Below are 16,886 nucleotides of genomic sequence, written 5' to 3' on the forward strand. Positions count from 1 at the left end.
AACCGGAGGGGACCGAGCGACGAATAAACCGGGCCTTGCGCCCGAACAGGAGACGAACATGCGCTACATGGCCACATACGACCTGATGGAATCCCTCCGAAATACCAATCAATGGCTGGGTGCCTCCGCCCTCTCCCTCGCATCCTATCCGCTTTTCAGTTTGGTGCCAAATCCTGCTTTGCAATGGATGGCCGCTTGGGGCGAAGTGACGGAACGCAGCTTCAAGCGCATGGTGTCGAAGCCCGATTGGGGCATCCGCACGTTCACACATGAGGACGGGCGCGACCATCTCGTGAACATCGAGACCATCGTGTCCCGCCCCTTTGGTGATCTCATTCACTTCAACATCTCTGGCCGCGAAGAGCAGAAGCGCAAGGTTCTTCTTGTTGCCCCGATGTCGGGACATTACGCGACGCTGCTGCGCTCGACCGTCAAGTCTCTGCTCGTCAATTGTGAGGTTTATATCACCGATTGGCATAACGCGCGGGATATTCCAGTGTCAGAGGGCAAATTCGATATCGAGGATTACACCCTCTATCTTGTCGATTTCATGAAGGCGCTCGGCCCGGATATCAACGTGATCGCCGTCTGTCAGCCTGCGCCTTTGACATTGGCCGCGACCGCTTATCTGGCCGAACTTGACCCCGATGCACAGCCGCGCACGCTGACGCTCATCGGCGGACCGATCAACCCCGATGCAACCCCAACTGACGTGACCGACTTTGGCCGCCGCGTCACGATGGGCCAGCTTGAAGAGACGATGATCCAACGCGTCGGCTTCAAATACAAAGGTGTTGGCCGTCAGGTCTATCCCGGCCTTCTGCAACTCGCGTCCTTCATGTCGATGAACGGCGAGCGCCATTCCTCGGCCTTTTCCGACCAGATCCTGCGTGTCTCACGCGGTGAGGCAAGCGACAATGACGCCCATAACCGATTCTATGATGAATATCTGGCCGTCATGGATATGACCGCCGAATTCTACCTCTCGACCGTGGAACGCATCTTCAAGGGTCTGGAAATTGCACAGAACCGCTTTGTCGTGAACGGACACAAGGTGGATCTCGGCAAGATTACGCGCGTTGCGGTCAAGACGGTCGAAGGCGGCAAGGATGACATCTCGGCCCCTGGCCAATGCGTCGCGGCTCTCGATCTTTGCACCGGCCTGCCCGACAACCTCAAGGCCAGCTATCTGGAGCCCGAAGCTGGTCATTACGGCATCTTCGCCGGTCGCTCTTGGCGCAACAACATCCGCCCGCTGGTGCTTGACTTTATCGACGCAAACGCGCGCAAGGAGCCCAATCCGGCGAACAAGAACGCACGCGCTATCGGTTGATCAAAGCGGCGGCGGGACACCCCCGCCGTCGTGCCGCCCCATCACGCATCCACTCGCCGTTGCAGAACCAGAGGTTGCCGCAACCAGCCACGCAAGGCCGCTGTGGTCGTGTCTGGCTGCTCCAGCACCGGCAAATGCCCGGCCCCCTCGACCACAACCAGATTGGCGTAGGGAATTAGATCGGCCATGAACCTGTGCCGCTTGACTGGGGTCAACCCGTCCTCAGCCCCGCAGAGCACCAGAACCGGAACCTGACAGCGCCTGAGCACCGCCTGATAATCGCGCCGCCTTTGCAGGGCACGGGTCTGCCGGATGATGATCTCCGGGCCGAGGGCCTCGGCCATGCGCACGACCTCAGCCATCACTTCGGCGCGCCGTGGCCCCGATGCAAGATACTCGGACCGCAAGAGCATCTGTGCCGCCTCTGCGATTGCCCCGGTTTTGAGCTTGATGATGAACGGCTCATAGGCCGTGGCCGATTGCGGCGTCTCGGCGAGGGAATTGGTATCCATGAGCGCCAGGCGTGTCACCCTGTCCGGTGCGCGGCGCAGGATTTCCATCGCCACAATCCCCCCCATCGACAGGCCCGCCAAGGCAAAGCGTCGCGGCAGCACATCGAGCAGGTCCGAGGCGATCTCCTCAATACGATCTCCACCGGTGATCGGAGCGACGGTCACAGCCATATCGGGGCTCAACGCGGTCAATTGCGGCGCGAAAAGCCGCGCGTCGCACATCATCCCGGGCAAGAACACCACCGGTTCACTGCTCATCATTCACTCCTGCCTCTGACCCGATCACATATGAAACCGCAAGTGACAGCAGCATGACACCACATCCGTCCCCACAGCAAGGGCCGCGCGGTTCAGCCAAGGCTTGCCAAAGCGGACCGCGCCAAGACGTCCTCGACCGAGGCCCCGATCAGCGCCAGACAATCAGGGTCCGAGAACCGGTGATCCGCCCCTTTGACCAGCGTCAACCGGATATCCGGCCCCGACGCATGGTCCAAAAGCCGCAAGGCCACCGACATATCCACATCTGCGTCGCGGGTGCCTTGCAGAAATCGAACAGGAAAGGGCAAATGCAGCGGGCTGCGCATAACCAGATTGTCGCGCCCCTCCTCAATCAGTCGTCGCGTGATAATATAGGGCTCGCCATATTCCGAAGGCAGCGCCACCTGACCGTCCTCCAGCAGCATTCGCCGCTGCGCGGCATCGAATCCCGCCCACATTCCATCCTCGGTAAAATCCGGCGCGGCGGCAATCGTCACCAATCCCGCGACCCGCTCCGGCATCGCCCGCGCGAGCAACAGAGATATCCAGCCGCCCATTGATGACCCCACAAGGATCTGTGGCCCGTGCGTCAGCCCGTCAAGGACAGCCCGCGCATCCGCTGCCCAATCGCCAATCGCCCCCGCCTCGAACGCGCCAGAGGATTGCCCATGCCCAGAGTAGTCAAACCGCAAAAACGCCCGGCCGCTCGCTCGCGCCCACGCCTCAAGCCAGAGCGCCTTGGTTCCCTCCATATCCGACTTGAACCCGCCTAGAAACACCACGCCAGAGCCCTGCCCGCTGCTCTGATGATAGGCTAACCGGCGGCCACTCTCGGTGGTTAGAAAATCGGGATCGGCCATGCTGCTCTCCATCCATACCAGGTTGCGATCATGCACCGCGCCGAGCGGCCCGGCAAATCGGTTTTGACCTAATCGGCAACCTCTCGCAGCGTGAGCGCCAAGAGCCCACCCATCCCAGCCATGCCCGCAAATCCCGCCAACGCCAGCACTGGCCCGGCGATCGACAAAGCCCCTCCAACACCCCCTGCCACCAGCAGCAAGACACCGATCGCCGTATTTGCCAGCGCCGCATTCGGCCCGCGGCGGTCCTCCTCAGAGATATCCACCAGATAGACCGACCGCGCCTGCCGGATACCGTGGTAGGCGAGCATGAGGCCAAACAGGATCGTCGGCATCACCCCCGGTGTCTGTGCAACGCCCAATCCCACCGCCGCAATCGCCGCAACCATAGCCAGCGCCGAGAGCGCGCCTGCCAGCGCAAGAACCTTTGGACTGTTGTGATCCGACATTCGCCCCCAGACATAGGAACTCAAGAGCGACGCCCCGGACGAGGCCAGCACAAGCGCACCCAGCGTCCCCAACGCGCCACCGTCCTGCGCCGTCAACATCACCATATAGGGTGGGGCCAGCGCCGCGCTGACCAATAGGCCGCGCACCAGCACAAAACGTCGCAGATTGGCATCCTCACGCAAGATCTTGAGGTAGCGCTGCCCAATCCCTTCAACGGTCTCCGGTGTGCTCCTCTCCTCAGAGAGCCCGGCAAGCACCAGTGCTGCCAGCCCCCAGCACAGCCCCGCCAACGCGACGGCACCGATCACCGCCGCCTGACTGCGCAAGACCCCCGTCAGCATCAGCACCGCAAAGACCAACACACCCGCCGCCGAGAGCGACCCTGCCAGGCCTGTCACCCCACCGCGCCGCGTCTGCGCGACAGTCTTGCCCAGAATATCCTTGTAAGAGACAGAGCAGGCCGCCCGCGCCACTGCGAGCACGGCCAACAACCCGCAGATCCCCAGCCCGGCCTGCCAGCCCTCTAGAACCAACGCCACAATCGCAATCAACGCCGCTGCCGCGCCCTGTACAGCACTGCCCACAACCCACATCCAGCGCCGGTGCTGCATCCGACCGAGCCACCCCCCGAGCAAAAGCTGCGGTAAAAGCGCGCCCGCCTCTCGGATCGGGACCAACATGCCCGCGTAGGCCGCAGGCGCACCCAAGGCGCCCAAGAGCCAACTCAACACCAGCTTGGGGTCAAGCAACCCATCCGCCAGCTTGCTCAGACTAAGCGCTCCAACATGCAAACGCGCCGCTCTCTGGTCCTCTTTGGACCAGCCGCCAGAGTGATCCTCTGCAATCAGGAATTTAACAAAAGTAGGCAAGCCGCCGGATCAACCGCCAATATACGCCCCGCGGCGCGGGCGATAAAACACCTTTTGATTGTGCAGGCGTCCGAGCAGTTCATCAACCTTGCGCAGCGCTTCCTCGGGATGTTCAAACCCGTCAACCAGCGCGTATGATCGTCCCGACAAATCCGCCTTGGTCTGACGGAGGGCGGTTTCAATCAGGTCCATATCCTCGACCGACAACTCAAATTTTGAATTATAGCTCGACATGTACAGCCCTCGCTTTTTCTGACGAACGAATATCGCACGCCCCATATGCGGCATTATGGGATTCAAATACGACCTGTCCACCAATTTTCATCGTTGAGAGGTCAACATGTCGTCGTATGCGTTCGCATGCTGCTTTCACTCTCAACCGCAGCACTCTTGACCTTGTCCGCACGAAGAGGCATTTGGGGGGCGATATACCCGCAACCGGGCGTTCCGTGGGCGCCAAACCGACGAGGAGCCAAGCATATGGCCCAGATTTCCCTGACCTTTCCTGACGGCAATACGCGCAGCTACGACAAAGGCGTCACCCCCGCCGAAGTCGCCGCCAGCATATCGCCATCGCTCGCCAAACGCACGATTTCGGCCTATGTCGATGACGCGCATTGGGATCTGCAATGGCCCATTGACCGCGATGCCGCGCTCACCCTCAACACGATGAAGGACGAGGCCCCGGCGCTCGAACTCATCCGGCATGACCTGGCCCATATCATGGCCCGCGCGGTTCAGGAAATCTGGCCCGACGTGAAGGTCACCATCGGCCCGGTCATCTCGAACGGCTGGTATTACGATTTCGACCGCGCAGCCCCCTTCACACCCGAAGATCTTGGCCTCATCGAGAAAAAGATGAAGGATATCATAAATCTGCGTGATCCCGTGCGCACAGAAATCTGGGACCGCGACCGCGCGATCCAACATTACCGCGACACCGGCGAGCCCTACAAGATCGAGCTGATCGAGGCGATTCCCGGTGATGAACCGCTGCGCATGTACTGGCATGGCGATTGGCAGGATCTCTGCCGGGGTCCGCATCTGCAAAACACCGGACAGGTGCCCGCCGACGCCTTCAAACTGATGAGCGTGGCCGGGGCCTATTGGCGTGGCGACAGCACACGCCCAATGCTGCAACGGATCTATGGCGTAGCGTTTCAGAACCGCGACGCGCTCAAGGATTATCTGACCTTTCTCGAAGAAGCAGAGCGCCGCGACCACCGCAAGCTGGGCCGCGAGATGGACCTCTTCCACATGCAGGAAGAGGCCCCCGGTCAGGTCTTTTGGCATCCCAACGGCTGGACCGTCTACACCACGCTTCAGGATTACATGCGCCGCCAGCAACGTCGCGGCGGCTATGTCGAGGTAAACACGCCGCAAGTGGTCGACCGCAAGCTATGGGAAGCCTCGGGCCACTGGGAAAAATACCAGGAAAACATGTTCATCGTCGAAGTCGATGAGGAACACGCCCGCGAAAAGGCCGTCAACGCGCTCAAGCCGATGAACTGCCCCTGCCATGTGCAGATTTTCAATCAGGGTCTGAAATCCTACCGCGACCTGCCGCTGCGCATGGCCGAATTCGGATCGTGCAACCGCTACGAACCCTCGGGCGCGCTGCATGGCATCATGCGTGTGCGCGGCTTTACGCAGGACGACGCCCATATCTTCTGCACCGAAGATCAGATCGAGTCGGAAACAGCGCGGTTCATCGCCTTTCTGTCGGGTATCTACGCCGATCTGGGTTTCCCGAATTTCGAAGTGTTGTTCTCCACCCGCCCCGATGTGCGCGCCGGGTCCGACGAGGTTTGGGACAAGGCCGAAGCGGCCCTTCTGTCCGCAACCCGCGCCGCAGGCATCGAACCCAAGGTGAACCCCGGCGAGGGCGCGTTCTACGGCCCGAAACTGGAATTCACCCTGACCGACGCCATCGGGCGCAAATGGCAATGCGGCACGCATCAGGTGGATTTCGTTCTGCCTGAACGTCTGGATGCAAATTACATCGGCACCGATGGGGCCAAACACCGCCCCGTGATGCTGCACCGCGCCGTCTTGGGCAGCTTTGAGCGCTTCATCGGCATCCTAATCGAAGAGCACTCCGGGCGTCTGCCCTTCTGGCTCGCCCCGCGTCAGGTGGTGGTCGCCTCCATCGTGTCAGATGCGGATGACTACGTTACAAAAGTCGCCCGAAACCTTACAGACCTTAACATCCGCGCCGAGGCCGATACCCGTAACGAGAAGATCAATTACAAGGTCCGCGAGCATTCGGTAGGCAAGGTTCCGGTGATCCTCGCCTGTGGCCCGCGCGAGGTCGAAGACGGCACCGTGTCGCTGCGCCGCTTGGGCGAAAAAGACAGCCGCATCGTGCCTCTGGATCAGGTCGCGGCGGAACTGGCGCGCGAGGCGACACCGCCGGACCTATTGTAATATAACGCTAAATCAGCGCTGCGCTGGATCAGAGGCCACCCGAACCAACCGCGTGAGGCTGCCAAGGCTCTCGCGTTGGCGGCCCTCATCGTCAAAATTCGCAGGGTCCAGCCAGAATGAGAACGCCTCTTTCAGCGCGGGCCATTCGGCGTCAATCGCGGCAAACCAAGCGGTGTCGCGATTGCGCCCCTTGACGACCGTCGCCTGCCGGAAAATCCCCTCGTAACTCAACCCCAACCGCTGCGCCGCCCGTCGTGAGGGCATGTTGAGCGCGTCGCATTTCCATTCGAAACGGCGATACCCCACTTCAAAAGCCCATTGAATCAAAAGGAAAATCGCCTCTGTTGCAGCGCGGGTGCGCTGCAAACTCGGGGCGAAATTGATGTGCCCGGCTTCAATACTCCCCGCTTGCGGCGTGATCCGCAGATAGCTGGCCACGCCACCCAATTGCCCAGTGTCGAGGTCGGTAATGGCATAGAACAGTGGATCGCGCCCCGCCGCCACATCTCGAGCCCAACGATGCAACTGCGCCGAAGACGAGAACGGCCCATACGGCAGGTAATCCCAAATCGCATCATCGACCGAAAACGCACGGTGCAAATCCGCTGCATGTCGGTCCGCATCCAGCCGATCGAGCCGAACATAGCGCCCGACCAGCGACCCACCATCCGGCGCGGGCGGCGGGGTCCAATTCACCAACTTTGGCCCAACTGGCCGATTTTGCGTCATTTTTACGGGCCCTGCATATTTCCTTGGCGCGACATTGCATGAATATCGCGCCAAGGGAAAGCCATGCTTACTCCTGCGGAATGACCCGAAGGCCGAGCTCCATCAACTGATCGCTCGTCGGGTCCGATGGCGCATTCATCATCAGATCCTCGGCCCGCTGGTTCATCGGGAACATGATGACCTCACGGATATTCGACGTGCCCGCCAGCAGCATCACGATCCGGTCGATCCCCGCAGCACACCCCCCATGCGGCGGCGCGCCGTATTGGAAGGCGTTGACCATGCCGCCAAAGCGCTTGCGAACCTCGTCTTCGCCATAACCAGCCAGCTCGAAGGCCTTGATCATAATATCAAGTTTGTGGTTACGGATCGCGCCCGACACCAGTTCATAGCCGTTGCAGGCGAGGTCATATTGATAGCCCAGAACCTTGAGTGGATCGCCATTCAGCGCCTCGATCCCACCTTGCGGCATCGAGAAGGGATTGTGCGAGAAATCGACCTTGCCGGTGTTTTCATCCGCCTCGTACATCGGGAAATCGACGATCCAGGCAAAAGCAAAGCGGTTCTGGTCTGTCAGCCCCAACTCGTCACCAATCACCGTCCGCGCCTTGCCGGCCACCCGCTCGAACGCTTGCGGCTTGCCCCCAAGAAAGAAGGCGGCATCGCCCACGCCAAGGCCAAGCTGCTGGCGAATGGCCTCGGTGCGCTCCGGGCCGATGTTTTTGGCGAGCGGGCCTGCGGCCTCCATAACCCCATCTGTCTCGCGCCAGAAGATATACCCCATCCCCGGCAGGCCCTCTTTCTGGGCAAAGGCGTTCATGCGGTCGCAGAACTTGCGGCTGCCGCCCGTCGGGGCGGGAATTGCGCGGATTTCTGTGCCATCCTGCTCCAGCAGCTTGGCGAAAATCGCAAAGCCGGAGCCGCGGAAATGCTCGGACACATCCTGCATCTTGATCGGGTTGCGCAGGTCGGGCTTGTCGGTGCCATACCAGAGGGCAGAGTCGGCATAGGAAATCTGCGGCCAGTCGGTATCAACGACAGCACCGGCGCCAAACTCTTCGAAGATGCCCTGAATGACCGGCTGAATCGTGTCGAACACATCCTGCTGCTCAACAAAGCTCATTTCGAGGTCAAGCTGGTAGAAATCTGTTGGCGAGCGGTCGGCGCGTGGGTCTTCATCCCGGAAACAGGGCGCGATCTGGAAATACTTGTCGAAACCCGACACCATGATGAGCTGCTTGAACTGCTGCGGCGCTTGCGGCAGAGCATAAAACTTACCCGGATGCAGGCGACTAGGCACCAGAAAGTCGCGCGCGCCCTCAGGGCTGCTTGCCGTGATGATCGGAGTCTGAAATTCACGGAATCCCCGATCCCACATCCGCCGCCGCATCTCGGCCACGACATCCGAGCGCAGCACCATATTGCGCTGCATCGCCTCGCGGCGCAGGTCGAGATAGCGAAAACGCAGGCGGGTTTCCTCGGGGTATTCCTGATCGCCGAACACCTGAAGCGGCAGTTCGTTTGACGCGCCTAGCACCTCGAGCTCGCGCACAAAGACCTCGATCTCACCCGTGGGAATCTTGGCGTTGATCAATCCCTCGGCGCGCGCCTTTACCACCCCGTCGATTCGGATGCAGAATTCGCTGCGCAACTTCTCGACCCGCGCGAAAGCAGGGCTGTCCGGGTCGCAGATCAATTGTGTCACGCCATAGTGATCGCGCAGGTCGATAAACAAAACCCCTCCGTGATCGCGGATGCGGTGCACCCAACCGGCAAGACGGACGTCTCCGCCAACATCCGATTTTGTCAGATCTGCGCAGGAATGGCTGCGATATGCGTGCATTTTGGCTCTCCGGTCCCGGGTCTGGGATATTGTCTTGGGTTCGGGCCGATACACCTTGGCGGGGCGGCAAAGTCAAGGGCGTGGGGCGGGCTGCGGTCGCAAAACCGTTTACAGGCAAGGCGTTTTAGGTAAAAATAACTGCCACATGAGCAGGCAAGCCCAGGAAACAGGGGCGAAGGGACCGGTTTGGTACGCCGTTGAAATGCGCCAGTGTTGGCGCGAGGAAATGGGGTGTGACATGTGGACCAAAGCTCTTGACGGGTTATTGACCCATCTTTTCAAACAGGGACGTCTGAACGTGACTTACCCCGATGGGATCACGCGGCCGTACGGCTCTGGCGCGGGCGGCCAAGAAGTGACGGTCACACTGCATGATCCAACCCTGCCCCGGCGTATTGTTATGTCGCCCGATATGGCCGCAGGCGAGGGTTACATGAACGGCACGCTGACCATTGCGGGTGATGATCTCTTCGGCTTTCTCAGCCTTGCGATGACGAATATTACGTCACAGGGACAGCCATGGTTTCGCCGCCCGCTAGAGGCTCTGCGCTGGTTCAAGCGGCGTCTGGATCAGTTCAACCCGGCGGGACGGTCCCGCGCCAACGTGGCGCATCACTATGATCTTTCAGGCGAGCTTTATGATCTCTTTCTTGACGCCGACCGGCAATATTCCTGCGCCTATTTCGCCCATCCCGATATGACACTGGAAGAGGCGCAGGCTGCCAAAAAAGCGCATATCGCGGCGAAACTCTTGATCGAGCCCGGCATGCGCGTGCTTGATATCGGTTGTGGCTGGGGCGGCATGGGCCTGACGCTGGCGCGGGATTTCGGCGCACAGGTGACGGGCGTGACCCTGTCGAAAGAACAACATGGCATTGCCAATCAAAGAGCCGAAAAGGCGGGACTTTCGGACCGGGTGCGGTTTCACCTGACGGACTACCGCGAGGTGAAAGGACAGTTTGACCGCATCGTATCGGTCGGGATGTTCGAGCACGTTGGCGTGCCACATTACGACGCCTATTTCGCGACGGTCGAGCGCTTGTTGGCATCGGATGGGATCGCACTTATCCATACCATCGGGCGCGCGGGACCGCCGGGGGCAACGAGCCCGTGGATCACCAAATACATCTTTCCGGGCGGCTATTGCCCGGCCATGTCAGAGGCCGTGGCTGCCGTCGAGCGGCACAATCTTGTCACGACCGACGTAGAGGTTTGGCGTCTGCATTATGCCGAAACGTTACGCCATTGGCGGGACCGTTTCGAGGCCAATATCGACAGGGTGCGCACGCTCTATGATGAGCGGTTTTGCAGAATGTGGCGGTATTATCTCGTTGCCAGCGAACTGACTTTCCGCCTCAACAATCAGGTCGTATTTCAGTTTCAGTTGACGCCCAAACAGGATGCGGTGCCTCTCACGCGGGACTATCTTTATTGCGACAAGAGCGCGCGCCTGCGCCACGCCGCCGAATAGGCGGCCGGTCAGGCCGGAACCTTGGCCAGAGCCCGCGCAAATCGTGCCTTCCAGAGTGCTTCTTCGTATTCGCCCGCTGCCGTGCTGTCATAGACCACACCGCCGCCCACATTCAAAGTGGCGCGCTCGTCTTCGACCATCAGGGTGCGAATGCCTACATTGAACTCGGCGCGCCCATCAGGGGCAGCCCAGCCGATAGAGCCGCAATAAATATCACGGGCGTGCTGCTCCAACTCTGCCAATATCTGCATGGCCCGCAATTTCGGCGCGCCGGTGATAGACCCACAGGGAAAGAGCGCGCGAAGGATATCCGACAGGCCCGTGCCGGGAATAAGATCTGCGGTGATGAGCGACGTCATCTGGTACAGGGTCTCATAGGTCTCGACCGAGAAAAGCTCGGGCACGCGAACAGAGCCTGGAACGCTCACGCGGCTGATGTCATTGCGCAAAAGATCAACGATCATCAGGTTCTCGGCGCGGTTCTTGGCATCGGATTGCAGGAAAAAGCGCCGCCGCGCATCCTCGGCCGCATCCGCGCTGCGGGGTTGTGTGCCCTTCATCGGCCGGGTTTCGATCCGCCCATCGGCATGGGTACGAAAGAACAACTCGGGCGAGCGGGACAAGATCGCAGGCAGGCCCGCCGCCTCGATCAACGCGCCATAGCGCACTGGCTGGATGGCGCAGAGTGCGGCATAGAGCGCCTGCGGCGTGCCTTGGGCGGTCATTCGCAGCGGAAAGGTCAGATTGGCCTGATAGATATCGCCCGCGCAGATATAGTTATGCACAGCCTCAAAGGCCCGCGAATAGCGCGCCTGATCCCAGTCCGGCGCCATTTCACCGAACGCAGCCGGACCTGCCCGGAGCGGAGCGGCGGGACCGGGCGCGGCATAGGTCCCGAACTGCAAAAGCGGCAAGCGGCGACGCGCGGGCATGTAAGGCGCCAACCGTGGCTCGAGCGCATGTCCCAGCTCATAACTGGCGAACCCAGCCAGCCAATAGCCCTCGGCCCGCGCCGCATCGAGTGCCGCAAGTGCGCCGGGCACCTCTTCGGGCGTATGGGCCACGATCAGGCGCTCGGCCTGCGCGAACAGGCTGGCCGCCTCATCAGGACCATGATCGAAACGAATCTGCACAGCGCATCCTCTTGGCAAGTGTTCCGTATTTAGGCCTGCCATCCATAAAGCACACTCTTAAATGCGTCGGTTTGGACCAGTTTTGCGGTCGGATGCACCCTTGACAGCGCACCAAGGTCGGGAAACGCTGGATCACGGCATTCGTGAGGGGGCGGCGGGCATGCAACGGTGGATTGGCGGCTTGTTCACTCTCTGGCTCATGGCCTCACCGGCGCAGGCGGGGCAAGTGTCGATCGGGTTCGAGGGGCCGGGCGAGGGGCAAGCCCCGACTGAAATGCCCGAGGACGGATACCGCGTTGTTACCCGCGACATGATGATCTCCTCTCCTGCCAAGTCCGGGAACGGCACCGATGGGCCCAACGAGATCGAGAGCGCGATGAACACGCGCGGCGCGGTTGCGATTCTGCGGGTGGCCCCCTTTACCTTTGTCTCGCTGGATTGGCAGACGGAAACCGGCGCGCCACAAGTCGTGGTCGAGGGGTATCTGGGCGAGCAGCTGGTGGCGCGGGATCGGTTTGTCGCGCGCGGGTCGCATGATGTGTTCACAACCCATATGGCAAACGCGCTGACAGGCCAAGTGATCGACCGCCTGATCCTCTATCCGCAGCGCGATGGCAGTGGCATGGGTGCGCTCGACCGGGTCGTTCTGGAAGATGCGGCTGAGTTGCCGGAAACCTCTTGAACCCGGCACGGGTTTGCCCCTTGCACACCAGCCTGTGATGGCTATAACCCCACCAATTTGCGCAGGTGGGCCAGCCCCGCCTGCCCTTCCAGCTGCCCGGGGACCGATATGCCGAAAAGAACCGATATTTCATCCATCATGATCATCGGAGCGGGTCCAATCATCATCGGACAGGCCTGCGAATTCGACTATTCTGGCGCTCAGGCCTGCAAGGCGCTGCGCGAAGAAGGATACCGCGTCATTCTGGTCAATTCCAACCCGGCCACGATCATGACCGACCCGGAACTCGCCGACGCGACCTATATCGAGCCGATCACACCTGAGGTGGTGGCCCGCATCATCGAAAAGGAACGCCCGGACGCCCTTTTGCCAACGATGGGTGGTCAGACCGGACTAAATACCGCCCTCGCGGTCGACGACATGGGCGTGCTCAAGAAATTCGGCGTGGAACTGATCGGTGCCAATCGCCAAGCGATTGAAATGGCTGAAGACCGCAAACTCTTTCGTGAGGCGATGGATCGTTTGGGAATCGAGAACCCCAAGGCTACAATCGCCAACAACATGGATGAATGCATGGCGGCGATCGATTATGTGGGCCTGCCCGCGATCATCCGCCCGGCCTTTACACTTGGCGGCACCGGCGGAGGCGTGGCCTATAATCGCGATGATTACATCCACTACTGCAAAACCGGCCTTGATGCCTCGCCCGTAAGCCAGATCCTGATCGACGAGAGCCTATTGGGCTGGAAGGAATTCGAGATGGAGGTTGTCCGTGACAAAGCGGACAATGCGATCATCGTCTGCGCAATCGAGAACGTCGATCCGATGGGGGTTCACACTGGCGATTCGATCACTGTGGCCCCGGCGCTGACCTTGACCGACAAAGAGTATCAGATCATGCGCAATGGCTCGATTGCCGTTCTGCGCGAGATCGGCGTCGAGACCGGTGGCTCGAACGTACAATGGGCCATCAATCCTGCGGACGGGCGTATGGTGGTGATCGAGATGAACCCGCGCGTATCGCGCTCTTCGGCGTTGGCCTCCAAGGCTACGGGATTCCCGATTGCCAAAATCGCAGCCAAGCTTGCGGTGGGCTACACGCTCGATGAGTTGGACAACGACATCACCAGGGTGACGCCCGCCAGTTTTGAGCCGACGATAGATTATGTGGTGACCAAAATCCCACGCTTTGCATTCGAGAAGTTTCCGGGTGCGAAACCGCACCTGACGACCGCGATGAAATCCGTGGGCGAAGCAATGGCAATCGGCCGAACCATCCACGAGAGTCTGCAAAAGGCATTGGCGTCGATGGAGACCGGCCTCACAGGGTTTGACGAGGTCATCATCGAAGGTGCTCCGGACAAAGCTGCTGTGATCCGTGCCTTGTCCGTGGCCACGCCGGACCGGATGCGCACGATTGCGCAGGCCATGCGTCACGGTCTGAGCGACGACGAGATCAACGCAGCCACCGCATTCGATCCGTGGTTCATTGCCCGTATACGCGAGATCGTAGATGCCGAAGAGGGCATTCGCCGCGAAGGTCTGCCCATGACGGAGAATGCTCTGCGGCGGCTCAAGATGCTGGGTTTCACCGATGCCCGCCTGGCCAAGCTGACAGGACGCGATGAAGGTCAGGTGCGGCGCGCGCGCGTCAATCTGGGGGTGCGGGCCGTGTTCAAGCGGATCGACACTTGCGCCGCAGAGTTCGAAGCGCAAACGCCCTACATGTACTCTACCTACGAAGCACCGATGATGGGCGAGGTTGAATGCGAGGCACGCCCCTCTAATGCCAAGAAAGTCGTCATTCTGGGTGGCGGTCCGAACCGGATCGGTCAGGGGATCGAATTCGACTACTGCTGTTGCCATGCCTGTTTCTCACTGTCCAAGGCCGGGTATGAGACGATCATGATCAACTGCAACCCCGAGACTGTGTCGACAGATTACGACACCTCGGACCGCCTCTATTTTGAGCCACTGACCTTTGAGCATGTGATGGAGATCCTGAGCAAAGAGCAGGAGAACGGCACATTGCACGGGGTCATCGTGCAGTTCGGCGGGCAAACGCCGCTCAAACTCGCCCGCGCGCTCGAAGCCGAGGGGATTCCGATCCTTGGCACCACTCCCGACGCAATTGATCTGGCCGAGGATCGCGAGCGGTTTCAGGCGCTCGTGACCAAACTGGGGCTGAAACAGCCGCACAACGGCATCGCCAGCACCGACGCACAGGCGCTTGCGATTGCAGAGGAAATTGGATTTCCGCTGGTCATCCGACCATCCTACGTCCTTGGCGGCCGCGCTATGGAAATCGTGCGTGATATGGGCCATCTGGAGCGCTACATCTCAGAAGCCGTCGTCGTGTCTGGAGACAGCCCCGTTTTGCTCGACAGCTATCTCTCGGGGGCGATTGAATGCGACGTGGACGCGCTTTGTGATGGCAAGCGCGTGCATGTGGCGGGCATTATGCAACATATTGAGGAGGCCGGCGTTCACTCGGGTGACTCCGCTTGCTCGCTTCCGCCCTATTCGCTGAGCGACGTTACAATCGCCGAGATCAAGAAACAGACCGAGGCCTTGGCACTTGCGCTCAATGTCGTGGGTCTGATGAATGTACAATTCGCGGTCAAGGGCGAGGATATTTACCTGATCGAGGTTAACCCCCGCGCCAGCCGCACCGTGCCATTCGTGGCCAAAGCGACAGACAGCGCCATTGCTTCGATAGCCGCGCGCCTGATGGCGGGCGAAACGATGGACGCCTTCCCGTACCGCGGCCCCTACCCCAAGGATACCAAGCCTGGCACCCTGCCGATGGCCGATCAGATGACACTGGCTGATCCCAACATGCCGTGGTTTTCGGTCAAAGAAGCGGTGCTACCTTTTGCCCGCTTCCCCGGCGTCGATACCATCCTTGGGCCCGAAATGCGCTCGACCGGCGAGGTGATGGGCTGGGATGTGTCATTCCCGCGCGCCTTCCTCAAGGCGCAGATGGGCGCAGGTGTGGACCTGCCCGATACCGGGCGGGTGTTCATATCCATCAAGGATATGGACAAACAACCGCAGATGATCGAAGCGGCGCAGGTCTTGGTCGACCTCGGGTTCGATGTCGTAGCGACGCGCGGCACTGCATCGTTCCTGTCAGAGGCAGGCATCACATGCGAGGTAGTGAACAAGGTCTATGAAGGCCGCCCCAATATCGTTGACATGCTTAAGGACGGGCAAATCGCGCTGGTCATGAACACCACCGAAGGCACGCAAGCGGTTGAGGACAGTCGCGAAATCCGCTCGGTCGCGCTCTATGACAAGATACCTTATTACACCACCATGGCAGGTTCCAACGCCGCTGCACTGGCGATCAAGGCGAGAGAAGAGGGCGAACTGACGGTTTTGCCGTTGCAGGGCAGCAAAGCCTGAACTCTTCGTTTCGGGAGACCGATGAAACGGCTCACCAGTGGTGGGCCGTTTTTCATTTCATGTCGTCGCATAACGGCGACCACAATAGTGTATATACATTGTATAGGCTCTTTGGTAGGAATTGAGGAATTGGGAGACATTCGGATGGCAGACGGATCAAGGGCCAAGAAAGACCGCAAGGACAGTCAGTTGATCATCCGGATCAAAGGGAGTGATCGTGATAACTTTGTCGGTCTTTGCGAGACGCTCGATACCAGTGCTGCACGGGAAATCCGTGCTTTCATAAAGGACTTTGTGAGATCACATGGAGAAATCAGTTTTGCGGCTGAAACTTCAAACATAAGCACTGAAGAGATACATGATCTGACACCAAAGAAACAAAAATCCAAGCGCCTGAAAAGACAGAAATGACCGACGGTGCAGGCCAAGCGCGCCCATTACACTCAAACACACCTCAAACCTTCCTCAACAGACAACCTCCACTCGACAGGACAAAGAACATGTCAAACTTGAACGATATTCCTGGCGTTGGTCCCGCCATTGCGACAGGTCTCGCCAAAATCGGAATCACCACCACCAAACAGTTGAGCGGCTCAGATGTGCCAACCCTGAGCCAAGTGCGCGGCATCTCGGAAGCGCGTGCGGCAGAATTCATTGCAGTAGCCAAGAAACTCTCAGCCTCACCAGAGCGCACCAAAGAAAGCCCCGTCAAAGCCTCAAAGAAGACCAAGCTGAACGCCGCCGAGAAATCCGAACCATCGAAGGACAAGACAAAGTCGAAGAAAGCCTCCAAGGCGAAAAAGAAGAACGCCAAGGCTGCAGAGGGCCAAAAATCCAAAAAAGACAAAGTGAAGAAGGCGAAGAAACCAGACCCCGAGAAAAAACCCAAAAAATCAAAGAAGAAAAAATAG

Annotated in this window: 14 protein-coding genes; 7 read left to right on the forward strand and 7 right to left on the reverse strand. The window is 59.8% G+C overall.

Going from position 1 to position 16,886, the window contains the following annotated elements; genetic code table 11:
• The first annotated feature begins 58 nt into the window (after positions 1-58).
• Complete coding sequence (phaZ, locus tag VR71_RS00310) at positions 59-1,333, forward strand: polyhydroxyalkanoate depolymerase (RefSeq protein WP_045680124.1); 1,275 nt, start codon at positions 59-61, stop codon at positions 1,331-1,333.
• Positions 1,334-1,374: 41 nt separating this feature from the next.
• Here the strand turns inward: phaZ and VR71_RS00315 are convergent, their stop codons facing one another.
• From VR71_RS00315 to VR71_RS00330, 4 genes are all read right to left on the reverse strand, one after another.
• Positions 1,375-2,103, reverse strand: coding sequence for an alpha/beta fold hydrolase (locus VR71_RS00315; RefSeq protein ID WP_045680251.1), 729 nt, complete (start codon positions 2,101-2,103; stop codon positions 1,375-1,377).
• A gap of 92 nt (positions 2,104-2,195) precedes the next feature.
• Complete coding sequence (locus VR71_RS00320) at positions 2,196-2,963, reverse strand: alpha/beta hydrolase (protein WP_045680253.1); 768 nt, start codon at positions 2,961-2,963, stop codon at positions 2,196-2,198.
• A gap of 68 nt (positions 2,964-3,031) precedes the next feature.
• Complete coding sequence (locus VR71_RS00325) at positions 3,032-4,282, reverse strand: MFS transporter (RefSeq protein ID WP_296429649.1); 1,251 nt, start codon at positions 4,280-4,282, stop codon at positions 3,032-3,034.
• A 9-nt stretch (positions 4,283-4,291) separates the two neighbouring features.
• Positions 4,292-4,516 carry a hypothetical protein gene (locus tag VR71_RS00330; RefSeq protein WP_040650857.1) on the reverse strand — a complete coding sequence of 75 codons (225 nt, stop codon included), beginning with the start codon at positions 4,514-4,516 and terminating at the stop codon, positions 4,292-4,294.
• Between the two features lie 246 nt (positions 4,517-4,762).
• Between VR71_RS00330 and thrS the strand changes: the two genes are divergently transcribed.
• Positions 4,763-6,709 carry a threonine--tRNA ligase gene (thrS, locus tag VR71_RS00335; RefSeq protein WP_045680130.1) on the forward strand — a complete coding sequence of 649 codons (1,947 nt, stop codon included), beginning with the start codon at positions 4,763-4,765 and terminating at the stop codon, positions 6,707-6,709.
• 12 nt (positions 6,710-6,721) lie between these two features.
• Here the strand turns inward: thrS and VR71_RS00340 are convergent, their stop codons facing one another.
• Together VR71_RS00340 and aspS are read right to left on the reverse strand one after the other, a co-directional pair.
• Complete coding sequence (locus VR71_RS00340; RefSeq protein ID WP_009815791.1) at positions 6,722-7,438, reverse strand: GNAT family protein; 717 nt, start codon at positions 7,436-7,438, stop codon at positions 6,722-6,724.
• A 67-nt stretch (positions 7,439-7,505) separates the two neighbouring features.
• Positions 7,506-9,281, reverse strand: coding sequence for an aspartate--tRNA ligase (gene aspS, locus VR71_RS00345; protein WP_045680132.1), 1,776 nt, complete (start codon positions 9,279-9,281; stop codon positions 7,506-7,508).
• Positions 9,282-9,519: 238 nt separating this feature from the next.
• On the opposite strand from aspS, the gene VR71_RS00350 reads away from it, so the two are divergent.
• Positions 9,520-10,752 (forward strand): cyclopropane-fatty-acyl-phospholipid synthase family protein, encoded by a 1,233-nt coding sequence (locus tag VR71_RS00350; protein ID WP_045680134.1) that lies wholly within the window; start codon positions 9,520-9,522, stop codon positions 10,750-10,752.
• Between the two features lie 8 nt (positions 10,753-10,760).
• Here the strand turns inward: VR71_RS00350 and VR71_RS00355 are convergent, their stop codons facing one another.
• Positions 10,761-11,885 (reverse strand): aminodeoxychorismate synthase component I, encoded by a 1,125-nt coding sequence (locus VR71_RS00355; protein WP_045680137.1) that lies wholly within the window; start codon positions 11,883-11,885, stop codon positions 10,761-10,763.
• 100 nt (positions 11,886-11,985) lie between these two features.
• Between VR71_RS00355 and VR71_RS00360 the strand changes: the two genes are divergently transcribed.
• From VR71_RS00360 to VR71_RS00375, 4 genes are all read left to right on the forward strand, one after another.
• Entirely contained in the window at positions 11,986-12,567 is a 582-nt protein-coding gene (locus VR71_RS00360; protein ID WP_040650278.1) for a hypothetical protein, read from the forward strand.
• Between the two features lie 108 nt (positions 12,568-12,675).
• A complete protein-coding gene (gene carB, locus VR71_RS00365; protein WP_045680141.1) occupies positions 12,676-15,975 on the forward strand; it encodes a carbamoyl-phosphate synthase large subunit in 3,300 nt (1,099 codons plus the stop codon).
• Positions 15,976-16,119: 144 nt separating this feature from the next.
• Positions 16,120-16,386, forward strand: a complete 267-nt coding sequence (locus VR71_RS00370; protein ID WP_045680143.1) for a hypothetical protein — start codon at positions 16,120-16,122, stop codon at positions 16,384-16,386.
• A gap of 89 nt (positions 16,387-16,475) precedes the next feature.
• Positions 16,476-16,886 carry a helix-hairpin-helix domain-containing protein gene (locus tag VR71_RS00375; protein ID WP_045680145.1) on the forward strand — a complete coding sequence of 137 codons (411 nt, stop codon included), beginning with the start codon at positions 16,476-16,478 and terminating at the stop codon, positions 16,884-16,886.

Source organism: Roseovarius sp. BRH_c41, from assembly GCF_000961715.1.
GTDB lineage: Bacteria > Pseudomonadota > Alphaproteobacteria > Rhodobacterales > Rhodobacteraceae > Roseovarius.